This window comes from Pseudomonas sp. PDM30 (genome assembly GCF_019218985.1).
Lineage (GTDB): Bacteria > Pseudomonadota > Gammaproteobacteria > Pseudomonadales > Pseudomonadaceae > Aquipseudomonas > Aquipseudomonas jessenii.
In genome coordinates, this window is record NZ_JAHUWM010000014.1 from 1 (window position 1) to 15,587 (window position 15,587).

The window sequence follows — 15,587 nt, forward strand, 5'->3', positions numbered from 1 at the left end:
GCCAAAGCCAAAGCCAAAGCCAAAGCCAAAGCCAAAGCCAAAGCCAAAGCCAAAGCCAAAGCCAAAGCCAAAGCCAAAGCCAAAGCCGTAGATGGGGGTTCTGAAAATTTTGTGCAACCAGATAGGATTCAAGCGACTGGCAGGCCGCCATCGCGAGCAAGCTCGCTCCCACAGAAGAGCAAAAAGCAGAGCATCCCGCATCACCGCATCGCTTCTCACCACTCATCAGGCCGAGCGTTAGCTCGCCTGCAGCTCTTGATCTTGATCCACCCGCCCCCTCGGAAGGCTGAGTGGAGGTGTTTATCCGGGGATTGGCGCGCAGCGCCGTTCGACGCAGTCGAACTCATTGCATGTAGGTCGAAGCGAAGCCGACCGGAGGGCAATGCCCCCGGATGAATACCGCAGCGAAGGAACCCCGAGCCTAAGCGAGGGGCCGTACGTTCGGGGCGAGACCTTTGGTTCCTTTGGGGCGTTTGCCAAAGGGACTCGCCGTAAGGGCGAAACCGCCAGCCGCCGTTACCGAAGAAACGGATATGTACTCAATCAACCAAGAACCTGGTCGGCCCAAAGGCCGCCAAGTTCAAAAGCCAAGATCAAGCCAAACTCTTGCTGACCACTTCAAACACATCACTGGACAACTGCCCCGAAGCCCGAATCCGCTCCAGCTCCGCCCTCATCAAAGCCTGACGAGCACTGTCGTACTTGCGCCAGCGAGTCAAAGGCGCCAACTGCCGAGAAGCAATCTGCGGATTGAAGCCATTCAACTCGATCACCAAATCCGCCAGGAAGCGATACCCGGAACCGTCAGCGGCATGGAAGTTGATCAGGTTCTGCCCGGCAAACGCACCGACCAATGCCCGCACCTTGTTCGGATTCTTGATGTTGAACGCAGGATGCTGCATCAACTGACGAACCCGCTCCAGACCACCAGGCAACACGCTACCGGCCTGGACGCTGAACCACTGGTCCATGACCAGCGGGTTGTCCTTGAAGTGCTCGGCGAAGCTGGCCAGTGCCTTGGCCTTCTCGGCTTCGAACGGTGAGTTGACCAACACCGCGAGTGCGGTCAGGCGCTCGGTCATGTTGTCGCACGCGTCGAACTGCTCCAGGGTTGCCGCCAGGACTTGCGGCTTGCCGCTGAGCATCAGGTAGGACAACGCGATGTTCTGCAAGGCACGACGGGCGAAGTGTTCGGCCTCGGCCACGTACGGCGTCTGCTTCGACAACTCGCGATTGGCCTGATAACGCAGCCACAAACCTTCGAACAAAGCGTCAGCCAGTTGCTTACGGGCAAATTCACGCGCCGTGTGAATCGCTTCGACATCCGCCACTTCGCTGATCTCGGTCAGGTACGCCTCGCTTGGCAGAGAGAGCATTTCCGCGACCATCGCCTGATCCAGCGACTCATCCGAAAGCACCGTGCGCAACGCCGCCACCAGACGCTGATCGAGTACCAACGCTTCGCCCTTCTGCTGCTGTGCGATCAGCTCTTGCAGCACCTGCACCGACAGTTGCTGGCCGGCATCCCAGCGGTTGAAGCCGTCGCTGTCATGCTGCATCAGGAACATCAGCTGATCACGGTTGTACGGGAAGCTCAATTTCACCGGCGCCGAGAAGCCGCGCAGCAACGACGGCAACGGTTGTTCGGCGATGTCGACGAAGGTGAAAGTCTGCTCGGCTTCGGTCACGGAAATGACCCGCGAGGTGCCTTGCGCGGTGGCTTCACCGGACAGACGCAGGGCAATCGCTGCCCCTTTGGAATCCAGCAGCCCCAGTTCGACCGGGATCACGAACGGCAGTTTTTGCACCTTGTCCGGGGTTTCCGGGCAGCTCTGATGGAAGGTCAGGCTGTAGGTTTTCGCCGCCGCGTCATAGGACTCAGTTACCGCCAGGCGCGGTGTACCGGCCTGGCTGTACCAGCGTTTGAACTGGGTCAGGTCAACGCTATTGGCATCTTCCATGGCCTTGATGAAGTCATCGCAGGTCACGGCCTGACCGTCGTGGCGTTCGAAGTACAGGTCGCTGCCTTTGCGGAAGCCTTCGGCGCCGAGCAAGGTGTGGATCATGCCGACCACTTCCGAGCCCTTTTCGTACACGGTCAGGGTGTAGAAGTTGGAAATCTCGATGAAGCTGTCCGGGCGCACGGCGTGGGCCATGGGGCCGGCGTCTTCGGCGAACTGGTGGGTGCGCAGGTACGCCACGTCCTGGATGCGCTTGACCGTGGCCGAGTTCATGTCCGAGGAGAAACCCGCATCGCGGAACACGGTGAAGCCTTCCTTGAGCGACAGCTGGAACCAGTCGCGGCAGGTCACGCGGTTGCCCGACCAGTTGTGGAAGTATTCGTGGGCGACGATCGCCTCGACCCGCTGGTGCGCGGCATCGGTGGCGGTTTCGGCCTTGGCCAGCACGGCGCTGGAGTTGAAAATGTTGAGGCCCTTGTTTTCCATGGCGCCCATGTTGAAGTCATTCACGGCGACGATCATGAAGATGTCCAGGTCGTACTCGCGACCGTAGACCTCTTCGTCCCAGCGCATGGATTTCTTCAGGCTGTTCATCGCGTGCTGGCACTTGTCGATGTTTTCCGGCTCGACGTAAATGCGCAGCGCCACGTTGCGCTCGCTCATGGTGGTGAAGCTGTCTTCGACGCACCACAGGTCGCCGGCCACCAGCGCAAACAGGTACGCCGGTTTCTTGAACGGGTCTTCCCAGGTCGCCCAGTGCCGGCCCTCTTCACCGGGACCGGAAGCGATCGGGTTGCCGTTGGACAGCAGCACCGGATAACTGTGTTGTTCGGCGACGACCGTGGTGGTGAAGGTGCTCATCACGTCCGGGCGGTCGAGGTAATAGGTGATCTTGCGAAAACCTTCGGCCTCGCACTGGGTGCAGAACATCGTGCCGGACTTGTACAGGCCTTCCAGCGCGGTATTGGTTTCCGGGTGGATCCGGACGCTGGTATCGACCGTGAAGGTGGTGCTGGTCGGGTGCAGGGTCAGGTGATTCTCGGTCAGCTGATACTGCGCCTCGGAAAGCTCTTGGTCGGCAAGGGTGACCGACAGCAGTTCCAGCTGCTGGCCGTCCAGCACCAGCGGCGGCAGGCCCGGGCCACGCTCGGGGTTGCGGCGCATCACCAGTTGCGCATGGACCAGGCTGTGGTCCTCGTACAACTCGAAGGTCAGGTGCGTTTCGTCGATCAGGTACTCGGGCGCCTGATAGTCCTTGAGGTAGATCATCTTCGGTTGTTCGGTGCGCATGCTGGAGTCCTTACTGATGCACGGCGAGCTGGTAAGCCGTGTATTTACGAATGTTGATCACGCCGGTGTCGAAGATCAGGTATTGACCCTTGATCCCCATCAGCGTGCCTTCGGCAATCGGGTTCTTGTCCAGGTTGAAGCTGACGATCTTCGCCGGGTACTGCTCGACCGGGTAGCGGATTTCCAGCGGTTCGACGTCAGTCACCGGCTGGATCGCCTGCAAGCCAAATCGCTGCTGCAACCCGAGCAAGCCTTCGGCACAGCTGTCGAACAGTTGATCGCGGATCTCGGCCAGGTTCACCGCCGCCGCATCGCCCTTGAGCAAAGCGCGCCAGTTGGTCTTGTCGGCCACCTGGCTGCGCAACAGATCCTCGACGAAACCGGACTGCTGGCGAGTCGATACGCGCATGATCGGCAAGGCCTGGCTCGCACCCTGGTCGAGCCAGCGGGTCGGCAACTGGGTGGCGCGGGTAATCCCGACTTTGACCCCCGACGAATTGGCCAGGTACACCACGTGATCGGTCATGCAGAACTTCTGGCCCCACTCAGGCTCCCGGCAGGTGCCAGCCTCGAAGTGGCAGCGCTCCGGGCTCATGATGCACACGTCGCACTGGGCCAGCTTGGTCATGCACGGGTAGCAGTAACCTTGGCTGAAACTGGTCTTGGTCTTGCGTCCGCAATGGGTGCAGTGGATCGCGCCCAGGTATTCCAGGCGCACCGTGGTACCGATCAACGGATTGACCGGGACCTCGGTTTCGCCCAGACGAAATGCGTATTGCACGTTCGGCCCGTCCAGGCGCGCCGACATTTTGCTGATTGCACCGCGGCCAATCTCGATCAATGGATGGCATCCGACTTGAACAGAATATTCGGCACTTGAATCGACTTGGAGCTGCATTCCTGCGGGCCCATGTAGCCGGTGCGCTGGTCCTCTGGCAGGTTCTGGATTTCCCAGGCGATCATCGCCTGCAGCGACAGCTCGCGTTGTTCGGCGGTGAGCTTGCCACCGTCGGACCATTTGCCGATTTCCACGGCCAGTTTCAGGCTCTCGTAGATATCGGGGGTGATGTTCTTGATCATTTCGTTAAAAGAGGACATTGGGTCTCCGTCTCTTTATTGCATGTTCTGAATTAGGCGGCCAGTTTACGGCGGTTATACAAACCGCCCAACAAACCGGTGAAGCATCCGATGAGTAACCCGCTGACGTGGGCCGCGTTGGCGATCTCGCCGAAGCCGATCATCGAGACCAGCCCGGACAGGCACAGCAGCAACCACACCAGCATCATCACCAGCACGCCTCGCGGCAGGCGATAGGCCGGGTTCGGCGCCAGCACCTGGAAGATCCAGCAATGCCCGAGCAGGCCGTACAGTACGCCGGACAAACCGCCGAACAAGGTCGGGCCGCTGAAGAAATACTGGGCAAAGTTCGACACCAGGCTGAACAGCAAGGTCAGGCCGATCAGGTTGATACTGCCCTGGCGCGACTCGATGCGCCGCCCCAGCTCCCAGTACCACATGCCGTTCATCGCCAGGTGCAGGATGCCGAAGTGAATCAGCATCGGCGTGACCAGGCGCCACCACTGCCCCGCCGCCAGGCTGTCGGCCAGTGGCGTGAAGTGGATGTATTCGCCGACCACGCGGAACTCGAGGAAGGTCAGCCAGCGCATCGTTTCAAGGTTGTCGCCCAGCATGGTCACCGCGCCGACAACCAGGCTCAGCAGCAGCACCAGCGCGGTGGCCCTGGCGTATTTCAACTGCTCGACGAACCCCGGGCGCTTGACGGTCTGCGCCACCGGAATGTCCAGTTGCTGATCGGGGTCACCCGCCGGAAAACGCTCGTACAGCGCACGCACGTCTTCACTGATGTTGTCCGGCACCCACAGCACCTGCTCGCCAGCTTCCTCGCTGACCCGATGGGGCACTTGCATGCGCTTGAGCAGGGTGACGAACCCGCTCAAGTCCACCGCCAGGGGCAGACGCAATACCGCTACAGCACTCATTGCAGCACCTCCGGCCGCTCGACATCGACCCAGACGAATTTTTGCGGATCCAGGCGGGTTTCCTGATCCAGTCGGTAGGCAACCAGTTTGCCGTACAGCACCGCGCTGTAATCCAGACAGGCCAGGTTCGGCCGGATCGGTGCCGGCTTGCCGCTGCGCCAGTAATGGCCGACGAACAACAGCGGCTCATCGATGCCATAGCGCAGCAAACTGTTCTTTTCGGTGGACGACAGCGGTGTCCGGGCCACGGGTTCCGGCAGTGCATCCGGTTGGAACACGATGTCGCCGTAGGTTTTCGGATCGTCTTCCCAGAACTTGGTGCGGAAGAACGAACGCACCAGGCCGTCGCCGCTGGTCATGGTCAGGCCATGGGGCAAACGCATGTCCGTGCCGCGCAGCAGCCGGTCGAATACGGTGCAGGCAAAAGAGCCCGACTCCGCCGACGCCTGGAGAAAATGCTCGTCGACGCAGCCGTTGGGGAACAACGCCCGCAGCGGCTCGATCAGCCCGGCGTCCCAGCAGGCGTGGACCACGCGAAAACGCCCGGCATCGACGAACAATGGCAACTGGTAGAACCATTGCTGGAAGTCGTGCCAGTCACCCGGATGGTGTTCGAACTGGGTCAGGGTTTCGTGCAGCAGGCGGGCATGGCGCGGCGTGTGCTCACGCACGAACTGCTTGCCGCTGCCGGGCAGTGCCGGCGTGCTCCAGCCCAGCGCATTGAACTCGTGGTTGCCCATGATGCACAGCGCCTGACCGGCCTCGACCATGTCGTGGACGATATGCAGTGCCTCGCGAATCCGCGGGCCGCGGTCGATGATATCGCCGACGAACACCGCCATGCGCGAATCGTGTCGCCAGACGCCGCCCTGCTTGTGATAACCGAGTCGGTCGAGCAAGTGCTCCAGGGTCAGAGCGCAACCGTGCACGTCACCGATCAGGTCGTAGCTACGCGCGGGATCGAGCATCAGTCGCCTCCACCCCCCAACTTGCTGCCCCAGCCAAGCTTGGTCCGGCAGACTTCATAGTAATTGTGGTCCAGCGGATGGATCAGCCGCAGTTTCTGGGCTTTCTTGCTGACGGTAATGGTGTCGCCCGGCGCGCAGGTGAAGTGGTTCTGCCCGTCGCACGAGACTTGCGGGTAAATCTGCATATCCTTGGACACGACGATTTTCAGCTCACTGTTGCCATCGACCACAATCGGTCTACCCGACAAGGTATGGGGGTACATCGGCACAATCACAATGGCGTCGAGCTTGGGATGCATGATCGGCCCGCCAGCGGACAGCGCATAGGCGGTGGAACCGGTCGGCGTCGCGACGATCAGGCCGTCGGCCTTCTGGCTGCAGACGAACTGGCCGTCGATGTACAGCTCGAACTCGATCATTCGCGTGGATTTGCCGGGGTGCAGCACGACGTCGTTCAGTGCATCGCCCTGGCCGATGGCCTCACCGTGGCGGCGGACTTCGGCCTGCAACAAAAAGCGGTTTTCCACCAGATAGTGGCCATCCAGCACTTCGGCGACCTTGGTTTCCAGCTCATCGGGACGGATATCGGTGAGGAAACCCAGGCTGCCCCGGTTGATGCCGAGCACCGGAATATTGTGTTTGGCCAGCGCCCGGGCGGCACCGAGCAGGCTGCCGTCACCACCGACCACGATGACCATGTCGCAGACTTCGCCGAGCATCTTGCGCGACGAGGTTTGCAAGCCGTGCCCTGGCAGCACTTCGGCGATGGTGTCTTCGAGGATCACGTGCAGGTGACGGTCGAGCAGAAACCGTTTCAGTCGGCGGACGGTATCCAGCACCTGGGAACTGCCCAGGCGACCGATGATGCCGATATTGCGAAATTGCTCCATGGGGCTCCTGCGGGGATCTGCGTGGCGGCGAAAACCACGATTATGGGCGAAAGCCGCCCGTAGACAAAATCCTTTCAGTTTCAGGGGTGTGCCCGGGTTTCGGGCTATGCTCGCAAGATGATGCTATTTCCGGATTTGCTCCACCTGCCCCATCAGTTACGCCATCCCGAAGTGCGTGACCTGGCGTGGGTCATCCTCGCGCCGCCCATGCTGGACAATACCCCGTGGCCGCAGCGTCACCCGCTGGCCGGCAGCGACTGGGTGCAGGCACCGGATCGGCTGGAGCATTGGCTGCGGCAGCTGGATCGGGACAGTTATGGCTTGCTGCACTGGCTGGCCCAGGCCCGGACCCGGCGCCTGGGTTTGTACTACGAACGCCTCTGGCAATTCGCCGTGCAGCATGCACCGGGCATTGAACTGATTGCCGCCAACATGCCGATTCGCCGCGAAGGGCACACCCTCGGTGAACTGGACATGCTGCTGCGCGACCGCGACGGTGTGCATCACCTGGAACTGGCGATCAAGCTCTACCTTGGCCCGCAATCCGGCGACGGACACGACACTGCCAAGTGGCTGGGCCCGGGCTGCCACGACCGGCTCGACCGCAAACTGGCGCACCTGAGCCAGCATCAATTGCCGATTTCCACGCGCCCCGAGAGCCGTGAAGTGCTTGCGGCGCTGGATATCCAGGCGTTCAGCGCACACTTATGGCTGGGGGGTTACTTGCTGTACCCGTGGCCCGGACAAGCCGCCCCGCCATTGGGTGCCCATCCACAGCATTTGCGGGGTCGCTGGTTGCATCAAAAGGATTGGCCGGCGTTGTTGGCCCAAAGCCCGCCCGGTCGCTGGCAACCCCTGCCCCGTCACGCCTGGCTGGCGCCGGCGCATTATTCGGCGGAGCACACCTGGAACCCCGGACAGATGCAGGCGTGGCTGGATGACCTGGACCCGCTGGCGCCAGCACAACTGCTGGTGCGCCTGACGGAAAATGCCAGCGGCGACTGGGAAGAGGCCGAGCGATTGTTTCTGGTGGCGGATCTTTGGCCGAATGTGCCGGGCAATGCCTGAGTTTTGCGTTGTCTGAGCCGGCCCCATCGCGAGCAAGCTCGCTCCCACATTGGAACTCAGCCGTATACACGCCTTGTATCCACTGAAGATCCCTGTGGGAGCGAGCTTGCTCGCGATAGGGTCAACCCGGTCCAAAGAGACAACCGTATCCCCGATTGTCCAACGCTTCGCAGGACAAAGCGCCGGCCAATGACCATCAGTCTTTCTTGTGCTGCTCGACCCATTGCCCATAAGCATTGATGAAACTTTGCAGGAACGGCTTTACCGACTCGGACAACTTGCCAGATTCGTCGAACGCCGAACCGGCGTTCCCCAGATAGGCCTCCGGTTGCTGCATCATCGGCACATTGAGAAACACCATGGATTGACGCAGGTTGTGATTGGCACCAAACCCGCCGACGGCCCCCGGCGACACACTGATAACGGCTCCCGGCTTACCGCTCCAGGCGCTTTTCCCATATGGACGCGACCCCACGTCAATCGCGTTTTTCAACGGTGCCGGCACCGACCGGTTGTATTCCGGGGTCACGAACAACACCGCGTCGGATGAGCTCACCTGTTGTCGGAAAGTGCTGTAGGCTGCCGGCGGTGAAGCGCCATCGATATCTTCGTTATAGAGCGGCAGATCGCCAATTTCGACGATGTTGAGCTTGAGATTGGCCGGCGCCAGTTCTATCAGGGCCCGTGCGACCTTGCGGTTGATCGATTCCTTTCTCAAGCTGCCGACCACGACGGCGATCGTATAGACGTTGCTCATAAGATTTCTCGACTGTCCGATAGGAAGAGCTTGTAGTTATAGATGACGATTCAAACAGCGGGCGACCGAAAACCCCGTCCCTGACTATTTTTTTCCCGTAGGAAAACTTACCTCGCCCAAGCACGGTCTACAGTGCCGCAAATTGAGTGATTTATCTCCAGAGGTTCTAAGCAGATGGCAGCAGTACTCGTCGGTCAGTTCCATGCAAGAGACGCGCAAGGCCGCATTTATTCGGTGCACGAGTTTCAGGACTCCACCCCGGCGGCAGAAGGTTCAGGGCCTGTCACCACCTACAAACTGGCCATTGGCGACCGCGTAAACAAGGTCGACGACAATGAATTCATGCTGGTGCAAACCGGCGTGACCATTACCCGCGAACCGCAAATCGCCAGCGCCTCATAACCCGTCGTTATGAGCAGAAGTCATATGCACGGACTTGGGGTAGGATTCAGCCACTGACTCCTCCACCTGCTGAACATGGACTTCACGCATGCGCTTACGCCATATCGAAGTGATCCAGGCACTCTTGCAGACCGGTCACCTGGGCACCGCCGCCGAATGGCTGCAGTTGCCGGTGGCCGAAGTCGAGCGCTTGCTGCGCGACGCCGAGGATCAGTTGGGTTTCATGCTGTTCGCCAGCGTACGCGGACGATTGCAGGCCACCCGCGAAGCGCGGGAACTGCAGGTGGAAATTGCCCGGGTCTACGATGCGCTCGAACCGGTGCAGCGCCTGGCCAACAGCCTCAGGCAATACCTGGCGCCGCCGCTGCGCATCATCTGCACCCCTCCCCTGGCCAACCAATTGTTGCCACACAGCATCGCGGCCCTGCGCCGACGCCTGCCCGATGCACCTTGCACGCTGCTGAGCCAGCCCACCCGCGACATCGTCAGAAGCCTGCTGCTGCGTGAAAGCGATCTGGGCCTGAGCCTGCATGACCCCGATCACGCCGACCTCGACTGCCATATGATCGCCCAGGGCAAACTCCAGTTGCTCGCCCCCCATGGCTGGCTGCAACCGAAACAGAAATACATTTCACTGCAGGATCTGGCCGGCCAATCAATGATCGGCCTGGAGGGGCAGGACCCGTTGAGCCCGGCGCTGGAAAACAAACTGCACGGTTTGCGCCCTGCCCCGGTGATTCAGACCCGGGTCCAGACGCATCAGATGATGCGCAGCATGGTCGAGGCCGGCGAAGGCCTGGCCATCGTCGACCCCTTCACTGCCCTCGGCGCAAAAGCCTCGGGGCTGGACACCTGCCCCCTGGCGCCAGCGGTCCCGATCAGCCTCTACGCCCTGACCCTGAAAAACGCCGAACCCTCTCCGGCGGTTCAGACGCTGTTAACCATCGTCACGGAACAAGCCGCGGCGATGCTGACGAACTGAACGGATTTTCCAGCGGGTTTTCGAACAATCGATACCAGAACAGCGCCACTTCGGCGGTGTTCGGATCGATGCCGCGATAGCGCAGGTGGTCGATCCCACCAATCACGTAACCGCAGCGCTCATAGAGCCTGCAGGCCCCCAGGTTGTTGTTCTGGGTTTCGAGCATGATGCCTGGCAGCTTTTTCTTGCGGCTCCAGAACTGCGCCACATCCAGCAGGGCCTTGGCCACGCCATGCCGCCGGGCCGGTGCGTGCACCGCCAGCTCGTCGATATGGGCAAAGCCGTTCCAGTTGGTGCTGACCACCAGGTGCCCCACGGGCTGGTCATCCAGATAAGCCATGAAAATCGCGCTGTCGGCGGAATCGCGAAAGCTGCTGAATTCCTCGGGATCGATGCCGTAGCACTTGCGATAAGGCGTGATCGGGGTGACAGGCCACTGTGCCACCGGCGCTCCTATTTGTGCCGCACCGTAGGCCGCGACTTCAAAACTGAAATCACTGCCCCAGATATAGGCGGCAAAACCCTCGTCGGCAACCCGTACCGACAACCCTGGATAATTCGGATTTATAACCGGCTGCATACTGGGAAATGTCCTCATTCCTTGATGCAATCGACGGTGTAGCACCGTCCACTGCCCTGATCTTCATGTTGCAATCCGTGCACATCAGCAACGAACCCCGGAAAACTGCTATCGAACGTGCGGGCAAACGCCAGGTAATCGATGATCGAGCGGGTCGACTCGGTAAAGCGCTCACCCGGCATGATCAGCGGAATGCCGGGTGGGTACGGCACCAGCATCACTGCAGCGATCCGCCCGTCCAGCGCATCGATCGACACGGCTTCGACTTCACCCCGCACCAATTGATCATAGGCGTCCGCCGGCTTCATCGCGACTTCCGGCAGAACGGTGTACATGCGCTTGAGGTGCCTGGCGGTGGCGTTACTGCGATAACAGGCATGCAACTGATCGCACAGATCACGCAACCCCATGCCCTGATAGCGTGCGACATTCTCTTGCGCCACACAGGGCAGGCAACTGGCCAGACTGACGTTGGCGTCGTAGCTGCGCTTGAACTCCAGCAGTTCGGTGAGCAGCGTGCTCCACTTGCCCTTGGTGATGCCCATGGAGAACAACACCAGGAACGAGTACAGCCCGGTCTTCTCGACCACCAGGCCGCGCTCCCACAGGAACTTGCTGACCACCGCCGCCGGAATCCCGCGCTCGCTGAGGGCGCCACCGGCCGTCAATCCCGGCATCACCAGCGTGACCTTGATCGGGTCGAGCAGCACATAGTCGTCGGTCACGCCGCCAAAGCCGTGCCAGTCGGCATCGGGTTGCAGCAACCAGTCCTCGGTGACGACCCGCTCGATTCCTTCCGCCGACGGCGGTTGCCAGATCGAGAACCACCAGTCATCGGCGGCAATGTGCTGGCGCAAATTGGCCAGCGCACGGCGAAAACTCAGGGCTTCGTCGAACATTTCCTGCAGCAGCGAACGCCCGGCCGGCCCTTCCATCATCGCCGAAGCCACATCCAGCGAGGCGATGATGCCGTACTGCGGCGAGGTCGAGATGTGCATCATGAATGCTTCGTTGAAGCGATCCCGATCCAGTTGCCGCGCACCGCCATCGCGCACGTGAATCATCGATGCCTGACTGAAGGCCGCCAGCAACTTGTGGGTCGAATGGGTGGTGAACACCAACGGGCTGTCTTCATCACGGGAGGTGCCCATGCCGTAGCGCCCGGCAAAGAACTCATGAAACGCTGCATAGGCGTACCAGGCCTCGTCGAAGTGCAACACCTCAACGCTATTGCCCAGTTGCTGCCTGATCAGCTCAGCGTTGTAGCAAAGGCCGTCATAGGTCGAATTGGTCACCACGGCAAGCTTGACCTTCGGGGAACGCCCCTTGGTCAGCGGACTGGCGTCGATCTTGGCCTGGATCGATTCGCGACTGAACTCACTCAGGGGAATCGGGCCGATGATCCCCAGTTCATTACGCTCAGGACACAAGTACAGTGGGATGGCGCCGGTCATGATGATCGAATGCAACACCGACTTGTGGCAATTGCGGTCCACCAGCACCAGGTCATCGCGGGCGACCACCGAGTGCCAGACAATCTTGTTGGCCGTGGACGTGCCATTGATCACGAAAAAGGTGTGATCAGCGCCGAAATTGCGTGCTGCACGGGCCTCGGCTTCAGCCAGGGGGCCGGTATGATCGAGCAAGGAGCCGAGCTCCGGCACCGACACTGAAAGATCCGAGCGCAGGGTGTTTTCCCCGAAAAACTGGTGAAACGCCTGCCCGACCGGACTTTTGTGATACGCCACGCCACCGCCGTGGCCGGGGGTGTGCCAGGAATAGTTGGAATCCGCCGTGTGCTGCACCAACGCCTTGAAAAACGGCGGCAGCAGGCCATCGAGGTACTTGCGCGCGGCGCGGGCCACCTGCCGGGCGAGAAAGGGCACGGTGTCCTCAAACAGATAAAGAATGCCGCGCAACTGATTGAGCTCGGCCATCGCGTCGGCGGGTGCGTTTTCCAGGGTCACTTTTTCGCCCAGGGCGAAGATCGGCAGATCCGGTGCACGCACCCGCGCCAGACCGATCAGTTCGGCCATGTTTTGCAACAAATGAGAATGGGTGCTGGCGTCTTCAGAGGCAATCAACATGCAGGACAGGCCGTGGTAAGTCGACGCCACCAGTCGTCCTTCGGTGTAATCCACCGCCGAAACGACGCTGAACCCTTCCTGCTCCAGCTCCCGGGCAATCCCCCGCACGCGGTCACCGGCAACGCTGTCGGCCTTGATGTCGCGATGAACGATCAGGACCGGGAATTTCAAGTCTTTGTACATGAGGCTCAGCGTCCTGAGGCGGCAGACCAGAGCCTGCCAATCACCTCAGGTTAGAGTGTTGCAGCGGATGTGGCGAGCGGGATGCACCAACTTGTGGCGACGAGGGAGTTTCCCTGTGGCGAGTATCTGCCAAATAGGGTGTTATGCCTGCGCTTCAGCCTCGGCCAACTGCACCCACAACGCCGGGGCACCAGCGGATTTGCCGATGATTTCCAGGCGCGCCGCGTGGCGGGCCAGGTCGTCTTCACTGGCGCGGATGATGCGCGTCGGCTGACGGTCCGCCGGCAAACGGCGAATCTCGGTGGCCGAATTGTCCGCCCCTTCACCCGAGCCATTGCCATCGGAGGCGTTGCCGGCCAGGGACAGACTGGTCTGCCCCCCGGTCATGGTCAGGTAGACGTCGGCAAGAATCTCGGAGTCGAGCAAGGCGCCGTGCAGTTCACGACCGGAGTTGTCGACGCCATAGCGTTTGCACAGGGCGTCGAGGCTGTTGCGCTGCCCCGGATGACGTTCCCGGGCCATCATCAGGGTGTCGAGGATCGAGCAGTGCTGCGTGATGTCCGCGCGGTCCTGTTGGCCCATCAGGGCGAATTCGTTGTTGATGAAGCCAACGTCGAACGCCGCGTTATGGATGATCAGCTGCGCGCCCTTGATGAACTCGAAGAACTCTTCGGCCACCTCGGCAAAACGCGGCTTGCCCACGAGGAATTCGTTGGTGATGCCGTGGACGCCGATCGCGCCCTCGTCACTTTCGCGATCGGGTTGCAGGTACACATGAAAGTGCCGGCCTGTCAGGCGTCGGCCGATCAACTCGACACAACCGATTTCGATAATCCGGTGGCCGTCGGTCACCGGCATGCCGGTGGTTTCGGTGTCGAGTACAACGGATCTGGTGGCCATCAGTGCTCAGCTCTCAATCGGTCAATCGTGCAAAAGCGGCGATGTTAACACGCTCGCCGGGGTCTTTCAGGTACACCGAGTCACCGCCTTCGCGAGCAAGCCCGCTCCCATATTGAATCGGCGTCGGCTCACAACTTTGTGGACGACACGAATCCAGTGTGGGAGCGGGCTTGCTCGCGAAGGCCACGGCGTGGTGCATCGGCAGTACCCGAATCAGCCCTGCTTGTACCCACGCACCTCATCCACACCACGGTTGGCCAACTGGTCGGCCCGTTCGTTGCCGTGATGACCAATGTGTCCGCGCACCCATTTCCAGGTGACCTTGTGACGGTTGACCTGCTCGTCGAGCAACTTCCACAGGTCAGCGTTTTTCACCGGTTCCTTCGCCGCGGTTTTCCAGCCGCGCTTCTTCCAGTTGTCCATCCACTCGTTGATGCCTTTCATCACGTACTGCGAGTCGGTCACCAACAACACCTCGCAGGGACGCTTGAGTTCCTCCAGGCCACGGATCGCGCCCATCAGCTCCATGCGGTTGTTGGTGGTATTGGCTTCGCCGCCCCAGAGTTCCTTTTCGACGCCCTTGCACACCAGCAGTGCGCCCCAGCCGCCAGGACCAGGGTTGCCTTTGCAGGCGCCGTCGGTGAACAGTTCTACGCTATCGCTCATGCCAATCTATCCAGAAAATGCGCTGGCCCGCCGATCGCTGATCGACGACGCCCGAAGCCGGGACATGCCCGGCCACAAATGAAAAGTGTGTATTACGGTTCGATGTTGCGTCGGTTGACCTTGGCCATCGGCAACGGGATCAGCTTGCCCATCGGTTCGCGCCGCTCCTGGCGGACCGGTCGCAAGCCCACCACGATCTTGCGCGCCACCAATAAATAGAAGCCGCCGCCCGACAGTTGCCAGTCACCGGCCTTGCGCTCCCAACCGGCCAGGCGGGTCTGCCACGCCGGTGACGCAAGCGGCGGACGATAGCACCCGAAGCGGCGTTTCTCCAGCGCGAAACCCAGCAGGTTCAGCCAGTCGGCGACCCGTGACGGCGAAATGCAGCGCGCCTTGCGCAGCGCATCCTGGGCAAACACATGCCGCAGGCCCCAACTGCTCCAGGGGTTGATGCCAATGATCAGCAAATGCCCGCCGGGACGTACGCTGCTTGCCGCCTCGCGAAGCAGGCCGTGGGGCGACAGGCAGAAATCCAGGCCATGCTGCAGCACCACCACATCGGCAGCATGCTCGCTCAGCGGCCAGGCCTGCTCCTCACAAACGATCTCGACCCCCGGCAACGGCGCACCAAGGCGTACATTGCGCTGTACCTGAGGGGCAGACGGCGGAGTCTGGGCCGAGGGACCGTAATGCACCAGATAGCCACCAAAGAACCGCCCGAGCTCGTCTTCGAGCATGCGCCGCTCTTCGTCCAGCAGAAATTGCCCGAGGGGACCGGCCAGCCACTCGCGGGCGGCGCTGATCAACGCCAGCCAGTCAGGATCGGCTTGTGCGAACGCTTTATCAGTCATTG

General features: G+C 61.0%; 15 protein-coding genes. 3 read left to right on the forward strand and 12 right to left on the reverse strand.

What is annotated here, in order from left to right:
• Nucleotides 1-593: 593 nt before the first annotated feature.
• Genes pepN through KW840_RS25795 form a run of 6 tightly spaced genes read right to left on the reverse strand, consistent with a single transcriptional unit; the run spans nucleotide 594 to nucleotide 7,109 of the window.
• Nucleotides 594-3,251: an aminopeptidase N gene (gene pepN / locus KW840_RS25770; RefSeq protein WP_218498213.1), complete on the reverse strand. Its 2,658-nt coding sequence runs from the start codon at nucleotides 3,249-3,251 to the stop codon at nucleotides 594-596.
• A gap of 10 nt (nucleotides 3,252-3,261) precedes the next feature.
• Nucleotides 3,262-4,092: a DUF2797 domain-containing protein gene (locus KW840_RS25775; protein WP_218498214.1), complete on the reverse strand. Its 831-nt coding sequence runs from the start codon at nucleotides 4,090-4,092 to the stop codon at nucleotides 3,262-3,264.
• Nucleotides 4,089-4,349 (reverse strand): YeaC family protein, encoded by a 261-nt coding sequence (locus KW840_RS25780; protein ID WP_053158810.1) that lies wholly within the window; start codon nucleotides 4,347-4,349, stop codon nucleotides 4,089-4,091. The genes KW840_RS25775 and KW840_RS25780 overlap by 4 nt, the downstream gene beginning before the upstream one ends.
• A gap of 32 nt (nucleotides 4,350-4,381) precedes the next feature.
• A complete protein-coding gene (locus KW840_RS25785) occupies nucleotides 4,382-5,251 on the reverse strand; it encodes a rhomboid family intramembrane serine protease (RefSeq protein ID WP_057715024.1) in 870 nt (289 codons plus the stop codon).
• Nucleotides 5,248-6,222, reverse strand: coding sequence for a metallophosphoesterase (locus KW840_RS25790; protein ID WP_371318493.1), 975 nt, complete (start codon nucleotides 6,220-6,222; stop codon nucleotides 5,248-5,250). The genes KW840_RS25785 and KW840_RS25790 overlap by 4 nt, the downstream gene beginning before the upstream one ends.
• A complete protein-coding gene (locus tag KW840_RS25795; protein ID WP_008016128.1) occupies nucleotides 6,219-7,109 on the reverse strand; it encodes an NAD(+) kinase in 891 nt (296 codons plus the stop codon). The genes KW840_RS25790 and KW840_RS25795 overlap by 4 nt, the downstream gene beginning before the upstream one ends.
• A gap of 117 nt (nucleotides 7,110-7,226) precedes the next feature.
• Here KW840_RS25795 and KW840_RS25800 point away from each other — a divergent pair, with 117 nt between their 5' ends.
• A complete protein-coding gene (locus KW840_RS25800) occupies nucleotides 7,227-8,177 on the forward strand; it encodes a DUF1853 family protein (RefSeq protein ID WP_218498215.1) in 951 nt (316 codons plus the stop codon).
• Between the two features lie 196 nt (nucleotides 8,178-8,373).
• On the opposite strand, the gene KW840_RS25805 is transcribed toward KW840_RS25800, so the two are convergent.
• Complete coding sequence (locus tag KW840_RS25805) at nucleotides 8,374-8,934, reverse strand: NADPH-dependent FMN reductase (protein ID WP_154860111.1); 561 nt, start codon at nucleotides 8,932-8,934, stop codon at nucleotides 8,374-8,376.
• A 174-nt stretch (nucleotides 8,935-9,108) separates the two neighbouring features.
• Here KW840_RS25805 and KW840_RS25810 point away from each other — a divergent pair, with 174 nt between their 5' ends.
• Nucleotides 9,109-9,336: a hypothetical protein gene (locus tag KW840_RS25810; RefSeq protein WP_057715028.1), complete on the forward strand. Its 228-nt coding sequence runs from the start codon at nucleotides 9,109-9,111 to the stop codon at nucleotides 9,334-9,336.
• Nucleotides 9,337-9,424: 88 nt separating this feature from the next.
• Nucleotides 9,425-10,318: a LysR family transcriptional regulator gene (locus tag KW840_RS25815; protein WP_218498216.1), complete on the forward strand. Its 894-nt coding sequence runs from the start codon at nucleotides 9,425-9,427 to the stop codon at nucleotides 10,316-10,318.
• Here KW840_RS25815 and KW840_RS25820 read toward each other — a convergent pair.
• The 5 genes from KW840_RS25820 to KW840_RS25840 form a co-directional block, all read right to left on the reverse strand.
• Entirely contained in the window at nucleotides 10,284-10,898 is a 615-nt protein-coding gene (locus KW840_RS25820; RefSeq protein ID WP_057715030.1) for a GNAT family N-acetyltransferase, read from the reverse strand. The two genes, KW840_RS25815 and KW840_RS25820, sit on opposite strands and share 35 nt — an antisense overlap.
• Nucleotides 10,899-10,912: 14 nt before the next feature.
• Entirely contained in the window at nucleotides 10,913-13,168 is a 2,256-nt protein-coding gene (locus KW840_RS25825; RefSeq protein WP_090455012.1) for an arginine/lysine/ornithine decarboxylase, read from the reverse strand.
• A gap of 141 nt (nucleotides 13,169-13,309) precedes the next feature.
• Complete coding sequence (gene dnaQ, locus KW840_RS25830; RefSeq protein WP_046037200.1) at nucleotides 13,310-14,068, reverse strand: DNA polymerase III subunit epsilon; 759 nt, start codon at nucleotides 14,066-14,068, stop codon at nucleotides 13,310-13,312.
• A 213-nt stretch (nucleotides 14,069-14,281) separates the two neighbouring features.
• Nucleotides 14,282-14,734, reverse strand: a complete 453-nt coding sequence (gene rnhA / locus KW840_RS25835; RefSeq protein ID WP_007979123.1) for a ribonuclease HI — start codon at nucleotides 14,732-14,734, stop codon at nucleotides 14,282-14,284.
• Nucleotides 14,735-14,826: 92 nt separating this feature from the next.
• On the reverse strand, nucleotides 14,827-15,585 hold the full coding sequence (locus KW840_RS25840; RefSeq protein WP_007988453.1) for a class I SAM-dependent methyltransferase: 759 nt from the start codon (nucleotides 15,583-15,585) through the stop codon (nucleotides 14,827-14,829).
• Nucleotides 15,586-15,587 lie beyond the last annotated feature (2 nt).

Coding starts and splice junctions, on each gene's coding strand:
- pepN (WP_218498213.1), bottom strand. CDS start 3,251: ATGCGCACCGAACAACCGAAGATGATCTACCTCAAGGACTATCAGGCG.
- KW840_RS25780 (WP_053158810.1), bottom strand. CDS start 4,349: ATGTCCTCTTTTAACGAAATGATCAAGAACATCACCCCCGATATCTAC.
- KW840_RS25785 (WP_057715024.1), bottom strand. CDS start 5,251: ATGAGTGCTGTAGCGGTATTGCGTCTGCCCCTGGCGGTGGACTTGAGC.
- KW840_RS25795 (WP_008016128.1), bottom strand. CDS start 7,109: ATGGAGCAATTTCGCAATATCGGCATCATCGGTCGCCTGGGCAGTTCC.
- KW840_RS25800 (WP_218498215.1), top strand. CDS start 7,227: ATGATGCTATTTCCGGATTTGCTCCACCTGCCCCATCAGTTACGCCAT.
- KW840_RS25805 (WP_154860111.1), bottom strand. CDS start 8,934: ATGAGCAACGTCTATACGATCGCCGTCGTGGTCGGCAGCTTGAGAAAG.
- KW840_RS25810 (WP_057715028.1), top strand. CDS start 9,109: ATGGCAGCAGTACTCGTCGGTCAGTTCCATGCAAGAGACGCGCAAGGC.
- KW840_RS25815 (WP_218498216.1), top strand. CDS start 9,425: ATGCGCTTACGCCATATCGAAGTGATCCAGGCACTCTTGCAGACCGGT.
- KW840_RS25820 (WP_057715030.1), bottom strand. CDS start 10,898: ATGCAGCCGGTTATAAATCCGAATTATCCAGGGTTGTCGGTACGGGTT.
- KW840_RS25825 (WP_090455012.1), bottom strand. CDS start 13,168: ATGTACAAAGACTTGAAATTCCCGGTCCTGATCGTTCATCGCGACATC.
- dnaQ (WP_046037200.1), bottom strand. CDS start 14,068: ATGGCCACCAGATCCGTTGTACTCGACACCGAAACCACCGGCATGCCG.
- rnhA (WP_007979123.1), bottom strand. CDS start 14,734: ATGAGCGATAGCGTAGAACTGTTCACCGACGGCGCCTGCAAAGGCAAC.
- KW840_RS25840 (WP_007988453.1), bottom strand. CDS start 15,585: ATGACTGATAAAGCGTTCGCACAAGCCGATCCTGACTGGCTGGCGTTG.